Annotated in this window: 18 protein-coding genes; 4 read left to right on the plus strand and 14 right to left on the minus strand. The window is 68.8% G+C overall.

Annotated elements, in window-relative coordinates:
• Window positions 1–352 precede the first annotated feature (352 nt).
• The 5 genes from E3T55_RS07850 to E3T55_RS07870 all read right to left on the minus strand — a co-directional run bounded on the left by E3T55_RS07850 (window position 353) and on the right by E3T55_RS07870 (window position 5,744).
• Window positions 353–1,450: a glycoside hydrolase family 130 protein gene (locus tag E3T55_RS07850; RefSeq protein ID WP_134519024.1), complete on the minus strand. Its 1,098-nt coding sequence runs from the start codon at window positions 1,448–1,450 to the stop codon at window positions 353–355.
• A 3-nt stretch (window positions 1,451–1,453) separates the two neighbouring features.
• Window positions 1,454–2,323, minus strand: coding sequence for a carbohydrate ABC transporter permease (locus E3T55_RS07855; RefSeq protein ID WP_134519025.1), 870 nt, complete (start codon window positions 2,321–2,323; stop codon window positions 1,454–1,456).
• Window positions 2,320–3,285 carry a carbohydrate ABC transporter permease gene (locus tag E3T55_RS07860; RefSeq protein WP_134519026.1) on the minus strand — a complete coding sequence of 322 codons (966 nt, stop codon included), beginning with the start codon at window positions 3,283–3,285 and terminating at the stop codon, window positions 2,320–2,322. The genes E3T55_RS07855 and E3T55_RS07860 overlap by 4 nt, the downstream gene beginning before the upstream one ends.
• A 5-nt stretch (window positions 3,286–3,290) precedes the next feature.
• Window positions 3,291–4,592, minus strand: coding sequence for an ABC transporter substrate-binding protein (locus E3T55_RS07865; protein WP_241992941.1), 1,302 nt, complete (start codon window positions 4,590–4,592; stop codon window positions 3,291–3,293).
• A 63-nt stretch (window positions 4,593–4,655) separates the two neighbouring features.
• Window positions 4,656–5,744 carry a LacI family DNA-binding transcriptional regulator gene (locus E3T55_RS07870; RefSeq protein ID WP_241992942.1) on the minus strand — a complete coding sequence of 363 codons (1,089 nt, stop codon included), beginning with the start codon at window positions 5,742–5,744 and terminating at the stop codon, window positions 4,656–4,658.
• A 278-nt stretch (window positions 5,745–6,022) separates the two neighbouring features.
• Between E3T55_RS07870 and E3T55_RS07875 the strand changes: the two genes are divergently transcribed.
• Complete coding sequence (locus tag E3T55_RS07875) at window positions 6,023–7,465, plus strand: phytoene desaturase family protein (RefSeq protein ID WP_134519027.1); 1,443 nt, start codon at window positions 6,023–6,025, stop codon at window positions 7,463–7,465.
• A gap of 111 nt (window positions 7,466–7,576) precedes the next feature.
• On the opposite strand, the gene E3T55_RS07880 is transcribed toward E3T55_RS07875, so the two are convergent.
• Genes E3T55_RS07880 through idi form a run of 8 tightly spaced genes read right to left on the minus strand, consistent with a single transcriptional unit; the run spans window position 7,577 to window position 13,752 of the window.
• A complete protein-coding gene (locus tag E3T55_RS07880; protein ID WP_134519028.1) occupies window positions 7,577–7,948 on the minus strand; it encodes an RNA-binding S4 domain-containing protein in 372 nt (123 codons plus the stop codon).
• Window positions 7,949–7,957: 9 nt separating this feature from the next.
• Complete coding sequence (locus E3T55_RS07885) at window positions 7,958–8,851, minus strand: prenyltransferase (protein WP_134519029.1); 894 nt, start codon at window positions 8,849–8,851, stop codon at window positions 7,958–7,960.
• Complete coding sequence (locus E3T55_RS07890) at window positions 8,848–9,201, minus strand: lycopene cyclase domain-containing protein (RefSeq protein ID WP_134519030.1); 354 nt, start codon at window positions 9,199–9,201, stop codon at window positions 8,848–8,850. The genes E3T55_RS07885 and E3T55_RS07890 overlap by 4 nt, the downstream gene beginning before the upstream one ends.
• Window positions 9,198–9,548, minus strand: a complete 351-nt coding sequence (locus E3T55_RS07895) for a lycopene cyclase domain-containing protein (RefSeq protein WP_134519031.1) — start codon at window positions 9,546–9,548, stop codon at window positions 9,198–9,200. The genes E3T55_RS07890 and E3T55_RS07895 overlap by 4 nt, the downstream gene beginning before the upstream one ends.
• Window positions 9,545–11,227 (minus strand): phytoene desaturase family protein, encoded by a 1,683-nt coding sequence (gene crtI / locus E3T55_RS20215; RefSeq protein ID WP_166791712.1) that lies wholly within the window; start codon window positions 11,225–11,227, stop codon window positions 9,545–9,547. Before crtI ends, E3T55_RS07895 begins: the two co-directional genes overlap by 4 nt.
• Window positions 11,224–12,141 (minus strand): phytoene/squalene synthase family protein, encoded by a 918-nt coding sequence (locus tag E3T55_RS20220; RefSeq protein WP_166791713.1) that lies wholly within the window; start codon window positions 12,139–12,141, stop codon window positions 11,224–11,226. Before E3T55_RS20220 ends, crtI begins: the two co-directional genes overlap by 4 nt.
• Complete coding sequence (locus tag E3T55_RS07905) at window positions 12,138–13,184, minus strand: polyprenyl synthetase family protein (RefSeq protein WP_241992943.1); 1,047 nt, start codon at window positions 13,182–13,184, stop codon at window positions 12,138–12,140. The genes E3T55_RS20220 and E3T55_RS07905 overlap by 4 nt, the downstream gene beginning before the upstream one ends.
• Window positions 13,177–13,752 carry an isopentenyl-diphosphate Delta-isomerase gene (gene idi / locus E3T55_RS07910; RefSeq protein ID WP_134519063.1) on the minus strand — a complete coding sequence of 192 codons (576 nt, stop codon included), beginning with the start codon at window positions 13,750–13,752 and terminating at the stop codon, window positions 13,177–13,179. The genes E3T55_RS07905 and idi overlap by 8 nt, the downstream gene beginning before the upstream one ends.
• Before the next feature lie 150 nt (window positions 13,753–13,902).
• On the opposite strand from idi, the gene E3T55_RS07915 reads away from it, so the two are divergent.
• From E3T55_RS07915 to E3T55_RS07925, 3 genes are all read left to right on the plus strand, one after another.
• On the plus strand, window positions 13,903–14,550 hold the full coding sequence (locus tag E3T55_RS07915; protein WP_134519033.1) for a MarR family winged helix-turn-helix transcriptional regulator: 648 nt from the start codon (window positions 13,903–13,905) through the stop codon (window positions 14,548–14,550).
• A gap of 20 nt (window positions 14,551–14,570) precedes the next feature.
• The gene (locus tag E3T55_RS07920; protein ID WP_134519034.1) at window positions 14,571–15,098 is read left to right on the plus strand and encodes an adenine phosphoribosyltransferase; all 528 of its coding nucleotides are present in this window, start codon (window positions 14,571–14,573) and stop codon (window positions 15,096–15,098) included.
• An 81-nt stretch (window positions 15,099–15,179) separates the two neighbouring features.
• Window positions 15,180–15,644 carry an NUDIX domain-containing protein gene (locus tag E3T55_RS07925; protein ID WP_134519035.1) on the plus strand — a complete coding sequence of 155 codons (465 nt, stop codon included), beginning with the start codon at window positions 15,180–15,182 and terminating at the stop codon, window positions 15,642–15,644.
• Here E3T55_RS07925 and E3T55_RS07930 read toward each other — a convergent pair.
• A complete protein-coding gene (locus E3T55_RS07930; RefSeq protein ID WP_134519036.1) occupies window positions 15,641–18,139 on the minus strand; it encodes an ATP-dependent DNA ligase in 2,499 nt (832 codons plus the stop codon). The genes E3T55_RS07925 and E3T55_RS07930 overlap by 4 nt on opposite strands.
• Window positions 18,140–18,162 lie beyond the last annotated feature (23 nt).

Consider the following 18,162-nt stretch of genomic DNA (forward strand, 5'->3'; position numbering starts at 1 on the left):
CGGATGCCCCGGAACCCCGTGGCGCAGCTCCCGCGCAGCGGCGGGGCCGCACGATGACCGCGCACGATACCGGTGCCCGCTACCGTAACGGCCGTAGCGGTCACCCGTTTCGGGCGCGGTCATCCATTCCAGGCAGCGGATGCCCCGGAACCCCGTGGCGCAGCTCCCGCGCAGCGGCGCAGCTCCCGCGCAGCGGCGGGGCCGCACGATGACCGCGCCCGAAACGGGTGCCCGCTACCGTAACGGCCGTAGCGCTCACCCGTTTCGGGCGCGGTCATCCGCGGGGCGACGGATGCCCCGCCCGGCTACTCAGCGACGCGGTCGAGCCGNGGGCGACGGATGCCCCGCCCGGCTACTCAGCGACGCGGTCGAGCCGCGCCACACCGATCTTCGAGTCGGCCATGCCGTAGAAAACGAAGAGCTGCCCCTCGATCTCCTCGATCGCGGTGGGGAACACGACGTTCGGAACGATGCCGTCGGTCTCGTCCTTGGTCTCTGCCTTCAACAGCGGAACGCTCGTGCGACGGATGACCCGGGTCGGGTCGTCCGCATCGAGAATCATCGCGCCGGCGGCATAGTTCACCTTTTGTTGCTGCGAAAAAGCCCCGTCGATGACACCGGTCACGCCGTGGTGCATCAGCAGCCAACCCTCGGGCACGCGAATCGGAGCCGGTCCGCCGCCGATCTTGAGTTGCTCGAACGGGTACTCCGAGCCGGCCAGAAAACGGTGGCCCTCCCAGAGGGCGAGACGGCCGATATTCGTCACCGCACCATCCGTCATGACCGCGTCGACCGGAATGTAGCTGATCCAGATGCTCTGCCGGGTGTCGGTGATGCCGGCCGGAACCCGCACCCCCTCGCCGGGCTTGACCTCGCCGAGGTCCCACATGGGCCGGTGCAGCACCGCGAAGCTCAGCACGCCGTTCGGGGCGACCACCGGCTCCGGGAAGAACACGGTGTCCTTGTTGTGGAACAGGTTGAGGTCCATGTCGAGGGCCTCGTCGTAGGTGAACAGTGCCGGGCCGAGGCGGCGCCAGGCGCGCAGATCGTCGGACACCGCGACCGCGGTGCGCGGGCCGAGGGGCCCGTAGGCGACGTAGGTCATGACGTGCAGGCCGAGCAGCGGTATCCAGGTCACGCGGGGGTCTTCGACGCCGGCGTTGTTGGCGCCGCGCTCCCAGCCCTGGTCGGGCGCGAGCACCACGCCCTCGCGCTCGACGCCGGTCGGCACGCCATCGGTGATAATCACCCGAGCCAGGCCGACACGCGATACGTTGCCGGTGGCCACGAGCCGGGGCAGCAGATACAGCGTGCCGTCGGGGGTGTGGCCGCTGCCGGGGTTGAGCACACCCTCGGCCTCGTAGGCGTTGCCCTCTTCGGGTGTCATGACGATGCCCATGCGGGTCAGGGTATAAGGAAAATCGACTTCAATTTCAGTGGTGACACTCATGGTCTAACCTTTCACGCCGGAACCGATATTGGTCGCGACGAAGTGTTTTTGGAACAGGATGAAGAGCAGCACGGCAGGGCCGGCCAGCACGCACGCGCCGGCGAGAACGGCCCCGAAGGGGTTGGCAGCGGATGCCGCCACGGTGCTGATGTAGTTGGCGAGCGACACCGCGAGCGGCTGCATCGAGGCCTCTTTGGTGATCAGGAACGGCCACAGAAATTCGTTCCACGGGCCGATGAAGGTCAGCAGGATCACGGTCAGCAGCGCCGGCCGCACGAGTGGCAGCGCGATCTTCCAGAGCAGCACGAGCTCCCCGGCGCCGTCGATGCGGGCGGCATCGAACAGTTCCCGCGGAACCTGCAGAAAATACTGTCGAAAGATGATGACCGCGGTCGAGTTGATCGCGAAGGGCAGAATCATGCCGAGGTAGTTGTCGGCGAGTCCGTAATCCCGGGCGATCAGCACGTACAGCGGAATCATCAGCAACTGAAACGGCACGACCTGCACGAGCAGCGCGAGCGCGAACGTGACTCCGCGGCCCCGCCACTGCAGCTGCGCGAGCGCGTAGCCCACGAGCACCCCGAACACGACGGTGCCGATGATGACGCCGCCGGTGAAGATGCCCGAGTTCACGAGTCCCTGCACGAGGTCCACGCGGCTGTTGATGGCCGTGTAGTTGTCGAGCGTGAGGTTCGCCGGGTTCGGGAACGCGCCGGCCACGGTCGGGTCGGGTGACTTCTGCAGCGAGCCGATGATCATGTAATAGAACGGGAACAGAAACACGAGCGCGCCGAGAAACAGCACGATGCCGCGCAGAATGTGCTGGCCCCGGTCGAGCTGTCCGCCCTCGATCCTGGTCTTGCGTGGGCTCATGATTCGTCACCTCCGGCGACCTTGCGCTGAATGAACGCGATGATGAGCACGCCGATGACCAGCAGCACGCCGATCGCGGCCGCCACGTCCGGGGAACCCTGTTCGATGCCGCGCTGGTACATCAGCAGCACCGGCGAGGTCGAGGCACCGTTCGGGCCGCCGCCACCGGTGAGCAGGTACGGCTCCGTGAACAGGTTCGCACCCGTCACGGTCGAGAGCAGCAGCACGAGCACGGTGGCCGGTCGCACGCCAGGGATCGTGACGGAGAAGAAGCTGCGAACCTTGCCCGCGCCATCCGTCGCCGCCGCCTCATAGAGCTCCTGCGACACGTTCTGCAGCGCCGCGAGGTACAGCAGAATGAAGAAGCCGAGCTGTTTCCAGGTCACGAACAGCGCGATCGTCGGCATCGCCCACTGCGAGTTGATCAGCCAGCTCGGTTCGGGCGCGAGCGGGCCCAGAATCTGGTTCACGAGCCCCGAACCGCTGAACAGAAAGAGCCAGACGCCGACCACGGCGACGGATGCCGTGATGTACGGCACAAAGTAGCCCACCCGCAGAAACGTGCGAAACCGCACGGCCTTGTTGAGGGCCGAGGCGAGCACCAGCGAGAGCACCACGGTGAGCGGCACGTTGATGATCAGAAAGATTCCGACGTTTCCGAACGAGCGGATGACGTCGGGGTCGCCGAGCACCTCACGAAAGTTGTCGAGTCCCACGAAGGGGCGGTCGATTTGCGCGCCCGGTGCGGCAAAGAAGTACTCGTGGAACGACATCCACACCGCGAACACGAGAGGCCAGGCGAAGACCGCGAGCACGAAGATCAGGTAGGGAGCGCTCAGCAGCAACCCGATGGGGTTCTTGCCGAGAGCCCGGCGGCGGCGGTCACCCTTCTGGTGCCCGCCGCGCCCGCCGGCCGGGGGAGTGACCCCCGCGGCCGGCCGGGCCTTGGTCAGAATCGACATGGCTGCTACTGGTCGGCGACCAGGGCGTCGATCTCGGTGGCGGCGTCATCGAGGGAGGTCGTGAGGTCGCCCTCCCCGAAGATGACCGACTTCGAATACGCGTCGCGGAAGGCCTGCCAGACGGCGACCGAGTTGGCGACGTTGGGCACCTCCACCGTGCGGGCGGCCTGGTCACCGAACTGCTCGTAGGCCGGGTTGGCGGCGAAGTACTCGGGGTACACGCTCGTCAGGTTGTCGCGCAGCGGCATCTGCCCGGTCAGCTCGAGCAGCTGGCCGTCTTGCTCCTCGCTCGTCGCGAACTTCAGCACGTCCCAGGCGGTGCCCTGGTTCTCGCAGGCTGAGAACAGGCCCACGTTCTTGGCGTCGCTGAAGGTGTAGGTCTCCGAGGCGGGGATGCCCTCGCTCGTGGGTACCGGAGCGGCGCCCCAGTTCACGGCATCCTTGTAGACCGACACGGCCCACGGGCCCACGATCGACATGGCCGCTTCGCCGTCGGCGAAGGAGTCGCCCTGATAGGTCTCCTTGCCCGAGAGGCCCTCTTCGTAGAGGGTGGCCCAGAACTCCGCGACCGCGAGGCCGTCTTCATCGTTGAAGGTGGCTTCGCCGTCTTCGACGAGCTGGTCGCCGCCGGTCTCGGCCGCGTAGAGCGGCGAGAAGTCGAACCAGCTCTGGAAGAACTCGCTCGTCGGCGCCGGCAGAATCGCGTTCGGGGCCACGCCGCTCTCGACGAGGGTGCGGGCGGTGGCGAGGAACTCGTCGTAGGTCGCGAGCGACGGGTTCTCGGCATCGAGGCCGGCCGCGGTGAACATGTCCTTGTTGTAGAAGATCATGACGGGGTTGGACTTCCACGGCATCTGGAAGTATTCGCCGTCGGCGTTCTGGTACTGCTCGGCGGCGTCGCCGGTGCGCTCCTCGATGTAGTCTTGGCCGCCCTCGAAGCTCGACAGGTCGACCAGGCCGCCCTGCTTTTCGAACTGGGGCACCGCAACGGGCGCGGTGTTGAAGATGAGGCACGGGGCGTTGCCGGCGGTGATCGCCGCGCCAATGACCTCTTCGCTGCTCGAGCCGGCGGGAATCTCCTGCGCCGTGATCTGCTCGTCCGGATTCTCGGCATTCCAGGCCTCGATCATCTGGGTCCCCCAGGCGATCTCGGTCTCGTTGTTCGAGAGCCAGACGGTGATGTCGCCGCGGGAATCGACGCCCCCGCCGCCACCTCCGCTGCTGCAGGCGCCGAGCGCGAGCACGAGGGCTGCCGATGCGGCGGTGGCCGCCAGGGCACGCCTGACTGTGGGTGTGGTGTGCATCATTGTCTCCATATTTCAGTTGCTGGTGACGCGTGGGGATCGCAGCAGCTCTGCTGCGGGGTGAGTTCAGGTGCCGGTTGCGATAGCAGCGGATGCCGGCGCGCCGGCCGATCCGCGCACGGTCAGCCGGGCGGCCGGCAGGTCCACGTCCTCGGCCGAGCCGTGCTCCATGAGAAACAGCAGGGTGCGGGCCGCGGCGCGCCCCCACTGGGCCGGAGTCGTGCTGACGGTCGTGAGCGGCGGATACACGTAGCGGGCAAAGTTGATGTCGTCGAACCCGGTGATCGACAGGTCCCCGGGAATGCGCAGCCCGAGCTCATGCGCCACACCGAGTCCGGCTATCGCCATCGGATCATTGGCGAAGACGATCGCGGTCGGCGGCACGTCCTGGTCGAGCAGTCGTCGGGTGGCCGCGGCCCCGGCTCCGATCGAAAAGTCGGTTTCAATCGTCTGGCATTCGGCGAGGCCGGCCGCGCGAACGGCGTCGTCGAACGCCATCCGTCGGCGGCTGCCGTGCAGCATGCTCGCGCTGCCGGCGACGTGAGCGATGCGGCTGTGGCCGAGGCCGGCGAGGTAGCGCACCGATTCTGCGATGCCGACGGTGTCGTCGATGGACACGGCGGGAAAGGGGCTGCGACCGGCGGGATTCAGATCCGTCGGGGTGAGGCCCTCTGGTCGGCCGAGCGTGACGGCCGGCAGGCCGAGTTCGACCAGCAGCGGGATGCGCGGGTCGTTATGGCGGAGGTCGCTGAGAAAGACGCCGTCGACGCGGCCATCGGCGACGAGCGAGCGGTAGGTGCGCAGTTCCGCCTCTTCGTCGGGCACGACGCTCAGCACGAGGGCGCGGCCCTCGGGGGCGAGGATGCTCTCGACGCCGGCGATGAATGAAGGAAAGAACGGGTCGGCCCCAAGAACCTCCGGGGTGCGGCCGACGACCAGACCGAGTGCGAAGGAACGCCGGGTGGAGAGCGATCGGGCCCGCAGCGACGGGGTCCAGCCGAGTTCGCGGGCGGCCGTCAGAATGCGTTCGCGGCTCTCGGGGGAGACCCCTGGACGATCGTTGAGGGCGAACGACACGAGCCCCTTGCTCACGCCGGCGCGCTTGGCGACATCCATGATGGTGACGCGCTGTCTGGAATCGTGTTCAACGCTCACCGGGCTCCTCGTCGACGAAAAGATGACCCGCGCAGGCGCCTCCGCTCGGTGTGAGCAGAACCATAAACTGAACCGGTTTAGGTTTCCCACGCTATACCGGTTTAGACCACGCCGTCAAGATGAGAATAGTTACGACTCGGTCTTGAATTTGAGCCCGGCCGAGCCTAGGTTGGTCCCGAGAGGACCGGTGTGGCGCCAAACGCACCTGCTGGTGTGTGGATCGTCATGAGTGTTGTCCGGCGCCGAAGCGTCCGCAGAAGCGCCACGGGCGGCGTGTCGTGATCGACGTCAACGTCGTCGGTTCCGGGCCGAACGGCCTCGCTGCCGCGGTCGTTTTCGCGCGCGCCGGACTCACGGTACAGCTCACCGAACGGGCAGCGACCGCGGGTGGCGGGCTGCGCACCGCCGAGGTCACCCTGCCCGGATACCGGCACGACCTCTGTTCGGCGATCCACCCGGCGGCGCTGGCCTCCCCCTTCTTTCGTGCCTTCGAGCTCACCCGTCGGGTGCGGTTCGTCGCCCCGGAAATCTCTTATGCGCATCCGCTCGATGAGGGTGTCGCCGCGCTCGCCTACCGCAGCGTTGACCGCACCGCCGATGGGCTTGGTGTCGACGGTCACGCCTGGGAGCGGCTGTTTCAGCCGCTCCTTAACCGCATCGAGGGCGTCGTGGCCTTTACCGCCAACCAGATGCTGCGCTGGCCGGACGATACCTGGGCCGCCGTTGCCTACGCCGTGCGGGTGCTCGAGCAGGGCACGGGCCTCGGCTGGCCTCGGTTTCGGGGGCCCGTCGCCCCGGCCCTGCTCGCCGGGGTCGGCGGTCACGCGGCCGCCCGGCAACCGTCGCTGTCGGCGGCCGGCACCGGGCTGTTGCTCGCCGCGCACGCGCACGCGGGCGGCTGGGGCTATCCGCTCGGCGGTTCGCAGGCGATAGCGGATGCCCTCACCGACGACTTTCTCGCCCACGGCGGCCGGCTGCAGCTCGACACCGAGATTCGCCGACCGTCCGACCTCGAGGCCTCGCGGGCGACGCTGCTCGACACCTCGCCGACCTTCCTCGCCGCCTTCGCCGGTGAGGCCCTGCCAGAGCGCTACCGCCGGGCGCTGCTGCGCTACCGGTACGGAACCGGGGTCTTCAAGGTCGACTTTGCCCTCTCGGGGCCGGTTCCGTGGGCCAATCCCGAGGTGCTGCATGCTCCCACCGTGCACCTCGGCGGCAGCCGGGAGGAGATCGTCGCGGCAGCGGATGCCGTCTCCCGCGGCCGGGTCGCGCAGCATCCGTTTGTGCTGGCCACGCAACCCAGTGTGCTCGACCTGTCCAGGGCCCCGGTGGGGCACCAGGTGCTCTGGGCGTACACCCATGTGCCGCGCAACTCAGACGTCGACATGACCGAGCCGATCATCGGGCAGATCGAGCGCTTCGCGCCCGGGTTTCGGGAGCGCATCCTCGGCACCGCGACCATGAGTGCGCGCCAGCTCACCGAACACGACCCCAACTATGTCGGGGGCGACATTCTCGGCGGCGAACTCACCTTGCGCCAGCTCATCAAACGCCCCGTCGTCGGCCGTACCCCGTGGAAGACGCCGGTGCCGGGCCTCTACCTGTGTTCCTCGGCGACCCCGCCCGGGCCTGCCGTGCACGGAATGAACGGCTTTCACGCCGCGGTGCTCGCGCTGCGACAAGAGTTCGGGGTGCGCGAGGTGCCCTCGCTCGCGCTCTGACCCGCCCCACCGTCACGAAAGCAGGATGAAGCGCTGAGAAACGACCAATTCGTCCTGCTTTCGCCGACAGATTGACAATCCATCCTGCTTTCACCACACCGCCGTGAGACGCTAGTGCCCGCGCAGCTCCTCGATCTCGCGACGCTCACGCTTGGTCGGCCGACCCGCGCCGCGGTCGCGCATCGGAACCAGCGCAACCTCTTCGCGCGGCGGCGGAGGCGGCGTGTTGTCGACATAACACTCGGCGGCCACGGTGGCGCCGACCCGCTTCACGACCAGACGCGACACCACGAGCACCCGGTCGAAGCCGTCACTGCGTACCCGTACCTCGTCACCAATGTGCAGCGCCTGGGCCGCCTTGGCCTTCACCCCGTTGACCTTCACGTGCCCGGCCCGGCAGGCCGCTGTGGCCAGCGATCGGGTGCGAAACAGCCGCACCGCCCAGGTGTAGCTGTCCACCCGCGCACTCGTCAGATCTGCCATGTTCCCAGCTTAAGCGAGCACGACCCAGGCGATGAGCAGCATGGTGACGAGAAAACCGCTGACGAAATTCAGCCACAGAAAACGCTTCCAGCCGCCGTTCGCGGCCGCGGAGCCGGCATCCGTCACCGAGCGGTACGGGAACGCCGCCCAGATGTACGGCAGCACGAGAATCGCGGCGAGCGGCCCCGGCCAGTCGGTCGCGAGCATCAGCAGCCCCGCGAGGGCCCACAGCGTCATCGCGAGCCGAACCGTGCGCGCGGCACCGAACGCGGTCGCGATCGAGTGGATGCGCGCCTCCCGGTCGGGTTCGACGTCTTGCACGGCGCCGAAGGCATGGCTGGCCATGCCCCAGAAGAAGAAGGCCGTGAGCAGGGCGATCAGGGCCGGGTCGACGGCCGCGCCGGCGACGGCGAGCCCGTAGACGGCCGGGCTGACGAAGTGCGTGCTCGAGGTGAGCGAGTCGATGAGCGGGCGCTCCTTGAAGCGCAGCTTCGGCACCGAGTACGCGGCCACGGCGAACAGGCTGATGGCCAGCACGATCCAGGACGACGGATGCCCCGCCCCGCCGAGCACGAGCATCGCGGCCACGAGCGGTGCGGCGCTCACGATGCCGGCCCCGATGACGAGTCGGTGCAGCACCGGGTCGAGCAGCGCGCCCTCTGCGCCGCCCTTGCGCGGGTTGCGCAGGTCGCTCTCGTAGTCGAAGACGTCATTGATGCCGTACATCAGCAGGTTGTAGGGAATCAGAAAGAACAGCGTGCCCACGATCAGCAGGGCATCGACGCGCCCGGTCGTGACGACGTAGCCGGCCGCGAACGGAAAGGCCGTGTTGATCCAGCTCAGCGGACGGCTCGACAGAACCACCTGCCGGGCCTTCCAGGCAGTACCGTGCGCCTCACTCATCTGGCCACCTCGGCGGTGCGAGCCGGCGCCGGGCCGCCCAGCAGGCTCCACAGAGCCGGCAGCAGCAGCGCGGCGGCGATCGGGTAGGCGAAGTCTTCGATGGGAGCGAGACCGATCGTGAGGCCCGAAATGAGCGCGGGGTCGTAGGTGAACAGCCCGGCGGCGATCATGACGGTGTCGAAGACCGCCGTGAGCAGCAGCACGATCAGCAGTGCGACGCCGACGGATGCCGCCCCACGCCCGAGACCGCGGCTTGCGGCCGAGCGACCCCGTCGGCGGCGAACGACTGCAAGCGCCGCGACGATCCCCGCGAGCAGCAGAAAAACGGCGTTCAGCGCCAGGTAGGTCATGCGGGCTCTTTCGTCGGGTGATCCGGTCTCTGGGTCCGCACGCCGAAGGCCAGCCGGGCGCCCTGCACGAGGTTCATGGTCAGGTAACAGAGAAAGGTCAGAAAGAAGAATTCCTCGAGCGGCAGTTCCGGTGCCAGCTGCACCCCGGTCATCAGATCGGTCTCGCCGCGGTAGAAGATGCCGAGCCCGATCCCGCTCAGGTCCCAGACCAGGAGAAAGGCCACCCCCACGGCCAGCACGATCGCCGCCCGGCGGGCCGAAGCCCAGAAGAACAGGCGAAAGCGCCGGTCGAGTACGACCATGCCGGCCAGGGAGACCAGCAGGGTCACGAGGTACAGCACGCTCATCGACCCGGCAGCTCCTGCACCGGTTGCGAACCGCGGGCCGCCAGGGGTTCAGGCAGTGGCCCGGTGCTCACGTCGCCGCGCACGCGCTTGAGCAAGATCTCGGCGCTGATCAGGCACATCGGCAGGCCGATGCCGGGAATCGTGGTGCCGCCGGCGTAGTAGAGCCCGTCGACCTTCTTCGACACGTTCGAGCCGCGCAGAAACGCACTCTGCTTCAGCGTGTGGGCCGGGCCGAGGGCGCCGCCACGCCAGGAGTTGAGGTCTTCGCTGAAGTCAGCCGGCCCGACCGTGCGTCGAACGACGATGCGTTCGGCGAGGTCGGGAATGCCCGCCCACTCGGCCAGTTGCGCGATGGTCGCGTCGGCAACGCCCTCCACGATGGGGGAGCCGGCACCATCGATGCCGCCGCGGCCCATCTCGGGGTCGGCCGGCACCGGAACCAGGATGAACAGGTTGGTGTGCCCCTCGGGGGCGACCGAGGCATCCGTTGCGCTCGGTTTGCAGACGTAGAACGACGCCGGCGAGGGAATCGACGGGGTCGTGCCGAAGATGCGGCCGAAGTTGTCGCCCCAGTCCTCGGTGAAGAACAGGGTGTGGTGCTGCAGCGGGGTGAGTTCGCCGCGAATGCCGAGCATCACGAGCACGGCGCCCGGGCCGGACACGCGGGTGTTCCACCACGGTTCGGGGTAGGTCTGCAGTCGTTCGGGCAGCAGCTCGGTCTCCGTGTGGTGCAGATCGGCGGCCGAGACGACCCGGACGGCGTCGAGGCTGACCGCTGAGCCGTCGGCGGTGACGTAGCTGACGCCGGTGACGCGGGCCCTGCCGAGCGGGGCGCCGCGGCGCGCACCGAGCACGCCTCCGCGTGACACCCGGGATTGCGTGCGAATCGCGGTGACGCGGGCGTTCGTGATGATCTCGACGCCCTCTGCTCGGGCGATCGCTGCGATGCTCTCGATCAGCCGGGTGAAGCCACCCTGCGGGTAGAGCACGCCGTCGACGAGGTCGAGATGGCTCATGAGGTGGTACATCGACGGGGTCTGGTCGGGTGAGGAGCCGAGAAACACGGCCGGGTAGCCGAGAATCTGGCGCAGCCTCGGGTCGGTGAAGTAGCCGGCGACGAATTTATCGAGCGGCTGCAGCAGCAGGCGGCCGAGGCGTCCGAGCCGCGAGAGTACGTCTTTCACGAAGAACGGACCGAACGATTCGAAGCTCGAGTAGAGAAAGCGGTGCACGGCCATCTCGTAGGTCTCGCGGGCCGACTCGAGGTAGCGGGCGAGGGCGGCTCCGGCGCCGGGCTCCACGCTCTCGAAGAGACGGATGTTGGCCTCGCGCTCATCCGCGATGTCCAGCGGCGTCGGATTGCCCTCAAAAAACACCCGATAGCCGGGGTCAAGCCGCACAAGGTCGAGCTGCTCAGCGGCGCTCGTGCCGAAGAGGCGATAGAAGTGCTCAAAAACCTCGGGCATCAGGTACCACGACGGGCCGGTGTCGAAGCGAAAACCATCGACATCCCAGGTGCCGGCACGTCCGCCGACCTCCGGACGGGCCTCGAGCAGGGTCACGGCGTGCCCCTCGCGGGCCAGCAGGGCGGCGCTCGCGAGACCGGCGATGCCGCCGCCAATCACGATGGTGCGCGGCGGGGTGGGGCTGGGCGTGCTCCCGTTCGTCTGGGCGCTCATCGACGCCGCCCGGCCTTCGGCTGGCTCGCCGTGCCGCCACTGGAGACCGCCGCCGAGACGGCGATCAGCAGTTTCTGCGGATTGCTGACGCGCACCCGCGTCTGCAGCAGCTCGGCGGCCGGTGCGGCGCGCAGTTGCTCCGTGAGGCGGGCGAACAGGCCCTGGGCGGCCGCCACGGCCCGGCGGCTGCCGACCGGAAGCATCGGCAGCACCCGGGCCGCCTCCCGCAGGTCGACATCGATGTCGTCGATGATCTGGTTCTTCTGGGCCGTGGTCATCGTGAGGGGCTCGATTCCGGGAAAGTAGTTGCGGCCGAGGTCGACGCGGTCCGTGGCCAGGTCGCGCAGAAAGTTGATCTTTTGAAAGGCCGCGCCCAAATGGCGGGCGCCGACCTCGAGCTCGTGCCGGCGCTCGGCCGATGGCGGCGTGCGGGCGACAAAACAGGCCAGACACATCAGGCCGATGACCTCGGCGGAGCCGTAGATGTAGGTGGCGACCCCCTCGACCGTGAACGGGCTCGGGTCGAGGTCGCGCCGCATGGATTCAAAGAACGGTGCGGTGAGTCGGGCGTCGATGCCCGCGGCGCGAGCCGTCTGGGCGAAGGCGTGCACGACGAGGTTGGTACTGTAACCGCGTTCCAGTGTGCGGGTGGTCTCCCGTTCGAGATCATCGAGCAGCTCCCGCTGCCCGTCGACGCCGACCCCGGCACCCGCGGCGGCCCCGTCGACGATCTCGTCGGCAATGCGCACGAGGGCGTAGATGGTGCGCACCTGTTCACGCACGACGGGCTCCAGCAGTCGGGCCGCGAGCCCGAACGAGGTCGAGTAGGCACCGATCACGGTCGCCGAACTGGCACGGGCGGCCGCCGTGTACTTCTCTATTCCGGTCGCTTCGGCCGGGTTGCGGCGGGTCATCGGGCCCGATTCACGGCCGCGTGGGCCAGCTCGACGAGCCGCGCCCGCAGGGCCAGGGGAATATGAGCCGGGTCGAGCGCAGCGACGGCCCGGTCAACGTGGTCCTGGGCCAGGTTCTCGGCCGCGGTGCGGGCTCCGCAGGCGGTGAGGTGCACGCGGGCCACCTCGGCCTCGGCCTCGCTCAGGTCATGCTTGCCCATGAGCGGGGCAATGATCGACCAGGCCGGCGTGGTGCCGGCGTGGGCGATGAGCGCGGTCTGCTTGCCCTCCCGCAGGTCGGCCACGGCGCTCTTGCCGGTCTTGGCCGGGTCACCGTAGATGCCGAGAATATCGTCGGTCAACTGGAACGCCACTCCAACCAGCCGGCCGAAGCGACCGAGGGCGTCGATCGCGGCATCCGTCGCCCCGGCGAGCACCGCGCCGGCCTGCAGCGGCGCTTCAAAGGAGTAGACGGCCGTCTTGTGTTCGAGGGTCGCGATGACCTCGGTGACACTGAGCGGCTCGCGGGCGGCGGTGTTGGTGACGTCGGCGAGTTCACCCGCCGCCGAGACGAAGACGGCGCGGTCGAGCAGGTCGAGCAGCCGGCCGCGCATGGTGGCATCGACCTCCAGCAGGGCGATGGCCCGGTGGGCCTCGCTGAGCGCGAGGTCACCGGCGAGAATCGCGGCCGCGGCGGCCCAGATGCCGGCCTGTTCGGCGGCGGCACCGTGGGCGACGGCCCGGTCATTGAAGCGACCGGCGATGTTGGCCACACCGCGGCGGGCGAGGTCGCGGTCGATGACGTCGTCGTGGATCAGAAAAGCGGTGTGCAGCAGCTCGAAGCTCACGGCGACGGGCGTCGCAATCGACTGGTCGCGGCCGCCGAATCCCTCGTAGGCCGCGAGAACGAGCGCGGGCCGCACGCGCTTGCCGCCGGCGCTGGCCACCTCGAGCGCGTCCCAGAGGGCGGTGTAGTGGTCGCCGTAGGCGAGGGCGCGCAGACGTGAGCCGGCAAAGAAGCGGGCCAGGGCGGTGTCGACCGTGGCGGGGGCAACATCAAGCACGGTCGGCCTCCAGCACGGAGTTCTCGACCAGCCCGGCCAGCTGCAGGGCGAGCCAGGGGCTGAAGGCCCAGGGCGCATCCGTCACGGCACGTCGAAGCGCCGCCGGGGAGGTCCAGGCGAACTCGGCGGCCTCGTCGGGGTTCAAGACGGGGGAGACCTCGGCGGTCGCGGTGTAGACCGGGCAGATTTCGTTTTCGACGATGCCGCTGGCATCCGTCGCCCGATACCGAAAATCGGGCAGGGCGACGGTGACCGCGGTCAGGGTCAGCCCGAGTTCGAAGCTGCCGCGTCGGGCGATCGCGTCGGTCATCGTTTCGCCCGGAAGCGGATGCCCGCAGAACGCGTTCGTCCACACCCCCGGCCAGGCCCGCTTGCCGAGCGACCGACGGGTGACCAGCACCTCACCGGCGTCGTTGAAGACGTAGCAGGAGAAGGCGAGGTGCAGCGCGGTGTCGGTGTCGTGCACGGCGCTCTTGAGGGCGGTGCCGATGGCCTGACCGGTTTCATCGACCAGCACGACCCGCTCGGCAACCGTCGCGGCTGGCGTCTCGGCAACCGCATCGACCAGTTGAACACGCTCTGCGAGCGCGTCTTTAATGTGCACCAACGGACTCCTCTAGTGGCAGCATGTGCCAGCTAAGTTACAGCAAAATTATAACTAACTAAGTTAGCGAGTATTGAGGCTAACACGACAGTCACCCACTGTTAACATGGATAAATGACCGCCACACACCGCCCCTCGGTGCCCGGGTACTGGTACCCGGCTCCGAGTACCGCCGCAGGAGCGCCCGAAGCGCTGCCCGGCGACGGTGAACCGGCGGTTTCGGGTTCGCCCGGTTCCGGCACGAACCCCGACGCGGCCCCCGGCGCGCTTTCACTGACCCAGGCGAATGAGAACGCGGTCGCCGTGCTGCACGCCGTGCGTCGTTTTCGCCGGTCGGACTCCGCGATGCGCTCCCGCACGGCCTCCGAGCTCGCCGTCAACGCGACCGATCTGGCGGCGTTGCGGCACCTGGTGGCCGCGGCCCGTCTCGGCGAACACGTCACCCCGACCGAGTTGAGCGTGCAGCTGGGTATCTCGTCGGCCGCCACGACCAAACTGCTCAACCGGCTGGCCCTGCTCGGACACGTGCGACGCGAGCCGCACCCCACCGACCGTCGTGGCCAGCTCATTGTCGCGACCGACCTGGCTCATACCGCCATTCATCAGGCCCTCGGTCACTCCCACAAGCGCATGATGGATGTCGTCGTCGCCCTGAGTGCCGAAGAACAGCTCACCGTCATCCGCTTTCTTGACGCCCTCGGCGAAGCCGTGATGGAAGAGCACGCGCCCGATCCGGCCGCGGTGCGAGGCCCCGCGACCTGAGAGCCACGTAGGCTGACGCAGTGACTTCTCCCGCTGCAGACTACGTTCATTCCCTTCTGGCCTCCTACCCGGATTTTCCGAAGGCCGGGATCGTCTTTCAGGACCTCAACCCGGTGTTCGCGAACGCGCGGGCGTTCCGCAGCCTCGTCGATGAACTCGCCGGCCGTCATGCCGGGCAGTTCGACGCGGTGGCCGGCATCGAGGCACGCGGTTTTCTGCTCGCGGCCGCCGTCGGTTACGCAGCGGATGCCGCGGTGCTCGCCGTGCGCAAGGGCGGCAAGCTTCCCGGAACGGTCCTGACCGAGGAGTACGACCTGGAATACGGCTCGGCGCGCCTCGAACTCGAGGTCGGCCAGCTGCCGCCCGGTTCGCGGGTACTCGTGCTCGACGACGTTCTGGCCACCGGGGGAACCATCGCGGCAACGTCACGGCTGATCGAACGCGCCGGCTATGAACTGACCGGCGTCGGCGTCGTGCTCGAGCTCACCGCCCTGCAGGGGCGTTCCCGTCTCGGCGCTGTGCCGGTGCACGCGATCGTCGCCGTCTGACCGGTGGCCGTCTAACCCCGTCCGTGACGTTTCTTGACCGGTAATGTGCAATCGGGGCCGCCGGGGAGGCATGCTTAAGCCATGAGCGCGATCGGAAGCACCCGGCCCAGCGGCGACGCCTGGGTCGTCGCGCCCGACGGCCGCAAGTATTGGGGCCGTTTCGGGGCCGCCGGGCTGCTCGTGCATCACCCGCAGCGTGGTGTGCTGCTGCAGCACCGGGCGCTCTGGAGCCACTTCGGCGACACCTGGGGCCTGCCGGGCGGCGCCCGCCACGAAGACGAAACGGCCCTCGAGGCGGCGCTGCGCGAAGCCAACGAAGAGGCCGGGGTTCCGGCTCACCTGCTGCAGGTGCTGTTCACCTCGGTGTTCGACCTCGGCTTCTGGTCGTACACGACGGTCGTCGTGCAGGCCACCGAGAGCTTCGAACCGGTCATCGGTGACGCCGAGAGCATCGCGCTGCGCTGGGTCGATCCCGCATCCGTCGATTCTCTCGCCCTGCACCCCGGCTTCGCGGTCGCCTGGCCGGCCCTGCGCGCCCGACTCTAAGTCGCGTCCGCGCCGCTCAAGTCGGCGTGCACGTCGCCCGGCCCCTTGTCGGTGCGCCAGCCCCGCCACGACGGATGCCGAAGCCGGCCCGCCGCCGTCCACTCGCCAAATTCCACCTCGCCGACGAGCTCCGGCCGCACCCAACGGGCGCCCAGGGCATCGAGCGGCGGCACCGCCAGAAACGGGCTCTGCGCGGCGCGCAAGGGGGACAGCAGCCGGTGCGCCGCGACCAGATCCCGATCGCTGAAGCCGGTACCGACCCGTCCGACGTAGATCAACCCGCCCTCGCCGGGGATCCCGAGCAGCAGTGCCCCGACGGTGTCGGCGCGATTGCCGGTGCCGGGCCGCCACCCGCCGATCACGACCTCCTGGGCACGGGTGTGCTTCACCTTGATCCACGTGCGCGATCGGCGGCCAGGCCGATACGGCGCATCCCGCCGCTTCGCCACGATGCCCTCGAGGCCGAGTCGGCGGCTCGTCTGCAGGGCCTCGGCGTAGTCGCCGCTGAGCGCCGCGGGCACCTGCACGTGGGCGGCCACCGCGGTCGTCACCGTCGCCGGCAAGAGCAGCCCCTCGAGCAGAGCGCGCCTGGCGTCGTAGGGTTCCGCCACGAGCGAGCGGCCGTGCCGTTCGAGCACGTCAAAGAGCAGGTAGTGCACTCCGACCCGGGATGCCGCAGCTCGGGCCTCGGCCGCGCCGAGGTTCATGCGGGTCTGCAGCAGCCCGAAATTGGGCCTGCCGGTGCGGTCGAGTGCCACGATCTCGCCGTCGAGCACGGCCGAACCGCTCGGCATCGCGGCCCGGAGCCCGGCGACGATCTCGGGATAGGCGGCCGTCACATCGTTGCCGTTGCGGGTGAGCAGCCGTGCGTCACCCGCACCATCGAGCAGGGCGATGGCCCGAATGCCGTCCCATTTCATCTCGAAGGCCCACGCGTCATCGCCCAGGTCACGGTCGGATCCTGCGGTGGCGAGCATCGGGGAGATGTACTCCGGCATCGGCATCGGCATCGGCATCGGCATCGGTGCGGAAACCGGCTCCCGCGCTGCGGCCGGCTTCATCAGATGAATGAGCCAGTTCTGATCCGCCTTCGCCTCGCTCGCCGACGCCCCAGTGCCCCCGCCGGTATGAATCAGCGCGATCCGTCGCGCCCCGCCGAGCCCCCCGCCCGGTTGCCCGTGCAGCGTCGCGATCACCTCATCGGCCCGCCATTTCTCGAGCTCATACTCGCCGTGGTCCCAGATCGAGATCTGCCCCGCACCGTATTCTCCGGCCGGAATCCTGCCCTCGAACGACCCGTACTCGAGCGGATGGTGCTCGGTCTGCACCGCGAGGTGGTTGCGGGTCGGGTCGGAGGGCACGCCCTTCGGCAGCGCCCACGACACGAGCACGCCGTCGCGTTCCAGCCGCAGGTCCCAGTGCAGTCGCCGCGCATGGTGCTCGTGAATGACGAACGAGGTGCCGGTCGCCGAGCCGATCGGTGCGTCGCCTCCGGTGACGGATGCCGCGCCATCCGTCACCGGCCGGGCATCCGGAACCGGTTCGGGCGTGCGATTGGCCCGACGTTTGCCGCGATACGCGGCGAGCGGGTCGGCGAACCGGTCAGCGGGCGGCACGATGACCGCAAGGGGGTCACCGAGCCGGGCCAGCCGCTGCACCACCTCGGCGAGCTCAAGCTGGGCGAGCGTGGGGGAGTCCAGCTCGGCCCAGGTCCGGGGCGCGGCGACCGTCGGCCGGGCCCGCCCGCGCAGTGAGTAGGGCGCGATCGTGGTCTTGGCGGCACTGTTCTGGCTCCAGTCCACGAACACCTTGCCGTGGCGCAGCGCCTTGCTCATGCCGCTCACCACCCGGTCGGGATGATCCGCTTCGAGCGCTCGGGCCAGCTCATGGGCGACGAGCACGACCTGCTCCGACGAATACCGGCCGTCGAGAGCGGCGTAGAGGTGGATTCCCTTGCTGCCGCTCGTGACCGGCATCGGCACGAGTCCCATGTCCTGCAGAATCTGCCGGGCCAGCCGGGCGACGTCGGCGCAGTCGGCGAGGCCGACGCCGGGTCCGGGGTCGAGGTCGAGCACAAGCCGGTCGGCGGGGCGGGCCTCGCCGCCCGGCCCACACTGCCACTGCGGTACGTGGATCTCCAGGGCGCTCAGCTGCGCGAGCCAGGTCAGGGTGGCGAGGTCGTTCACGAGCGGGTAGACGATCACCCGGTCACTGTGCTGAATGGGCAGCCGCGGCACCCAGTCCGGCGCGCCCTCCTCGAGATTCTTCTGAAAGAACACGGCACCGGGGTTCTCGGCCGTGCCGACGCCGTGTACCCAGCGCTGACGGGTGGCCGGCCGGTTCGCAGCATGGCGGATGAGTGCGGGCGCGACGTTCGCGTAGTAGGCGAGCACCTCGGCCTTGGTCGTGCCGGTCTCGGGGTACATCACCTTGTCGAGGTGCGTGAGCGTGAGGCGGTGGCCGTTCACGGTCACCACCTGGCGGGCGTCGTTCATGCGCCCAGCATGCCCCCGGGCCG

Source organism: Cryobacterium frigoriphilum (genome assembly GCF_004403305.1).
Classification (GTDB): domain Bacteria; phylum Actinomycetota; class Actinomycetes; order Actinomycetales; family Microbacteriaceae; genus Cryobacterium; species Cryobacterium frigoriphilum.

Bases quoted from the DNA above. Each gene is read 5' to 3' on its own strand.
- E3T55_RS07850 (WP_134519024.1), bottom strand. From the start codon at position 1,450: ATGAGTGTCACCACTGAAATTGAAGTCGATTTTCCTTATACCCTGACC.
- E3T55_RS07855 (WP_134519025.1), bottom strand. From the start codon at position 2,323: ATGAGCCCACGCAAGACCAGGATCGAGGGCGGACAGCTCGACCGGGGC.
- E3T55_RS07860 (WP_134519026.1), bottom strand. From the start codon at position 3,285: ATGTCGATTCTGACCAAGGCCCGGCCGGCCGCGGGGGTCACTCCCCCG.
- E3T55_RS07865 (WP_241992941.1), bottom strand. From the start codon at position 4,592: ATGATGCACACCACACCCACAGTCAGGCGTGCCCTGGCGGCCACCGCC.
- E3T55_RS07880 (WP_134519028.1), bottom strand. From the start codon at position 7,948: ATGGCAGATCTGACGAGTGCGCGGGTGGACAGCTACACCTGGGCGGTG.
- E3T55_RS07885 (WP_134519029.1), bottom strand. From the start codon at position 8,851: ATGAGTGAGGCGCACGGTACTGCCTGGAAGGCCCGGCAGGTGGTTCTG.
- E3T55_RS07890 (WP_134519030.1), bottom strand. From the start codon at position 9,201: ATGACCTACCTGGCGCTGAACGCCGTTTTTCTGCTGCTCGCGGGGATC.
- E3T55_RS07895 (WP_134519031.1), bottom strand. From the start codon at position 9,548: ATGAGCGTGCTGTACCTCGTGACCCTGCTGGTCTCCCTGGCCGGCATG.
- crtI (WP_166791712.1), bottom strand. From the start codon at position 11,227: ATGAGCGCCCAGACGAACGGGAGCACGCCCAGCCCCACCCCGCCGCGC.
- E3T55_RS20220 (WP_166791713.1), bottom strand. From the start codon at position 12,141: ATGACCCGCCGCAACCCGGCCGAAGCGACCGGAATAGAGAAGTACACG.
- E3T55_RS07915 (WP_134519033.1), top strand. From the start codon at position 13,903: ATGACCGCCACACACCGCCCCTCGGTGCCCGGGTACTGGTACCCGGCT.
- E3T55_RS07925 (WP_134519035.1), top strand. From the start codon at position 15,180: ATGAGCGCGATCGGAAGCACCCGGCCCAGCGGCGACGCCTGGGTCGTC.
- E3T55_RS07930 (WP_134519036.1), bottom strand. From the start codon at position 18,139: ATGAACGACGCCCGCCAGGTGGTGACCGTGAACGGCCACCGCCTCACG.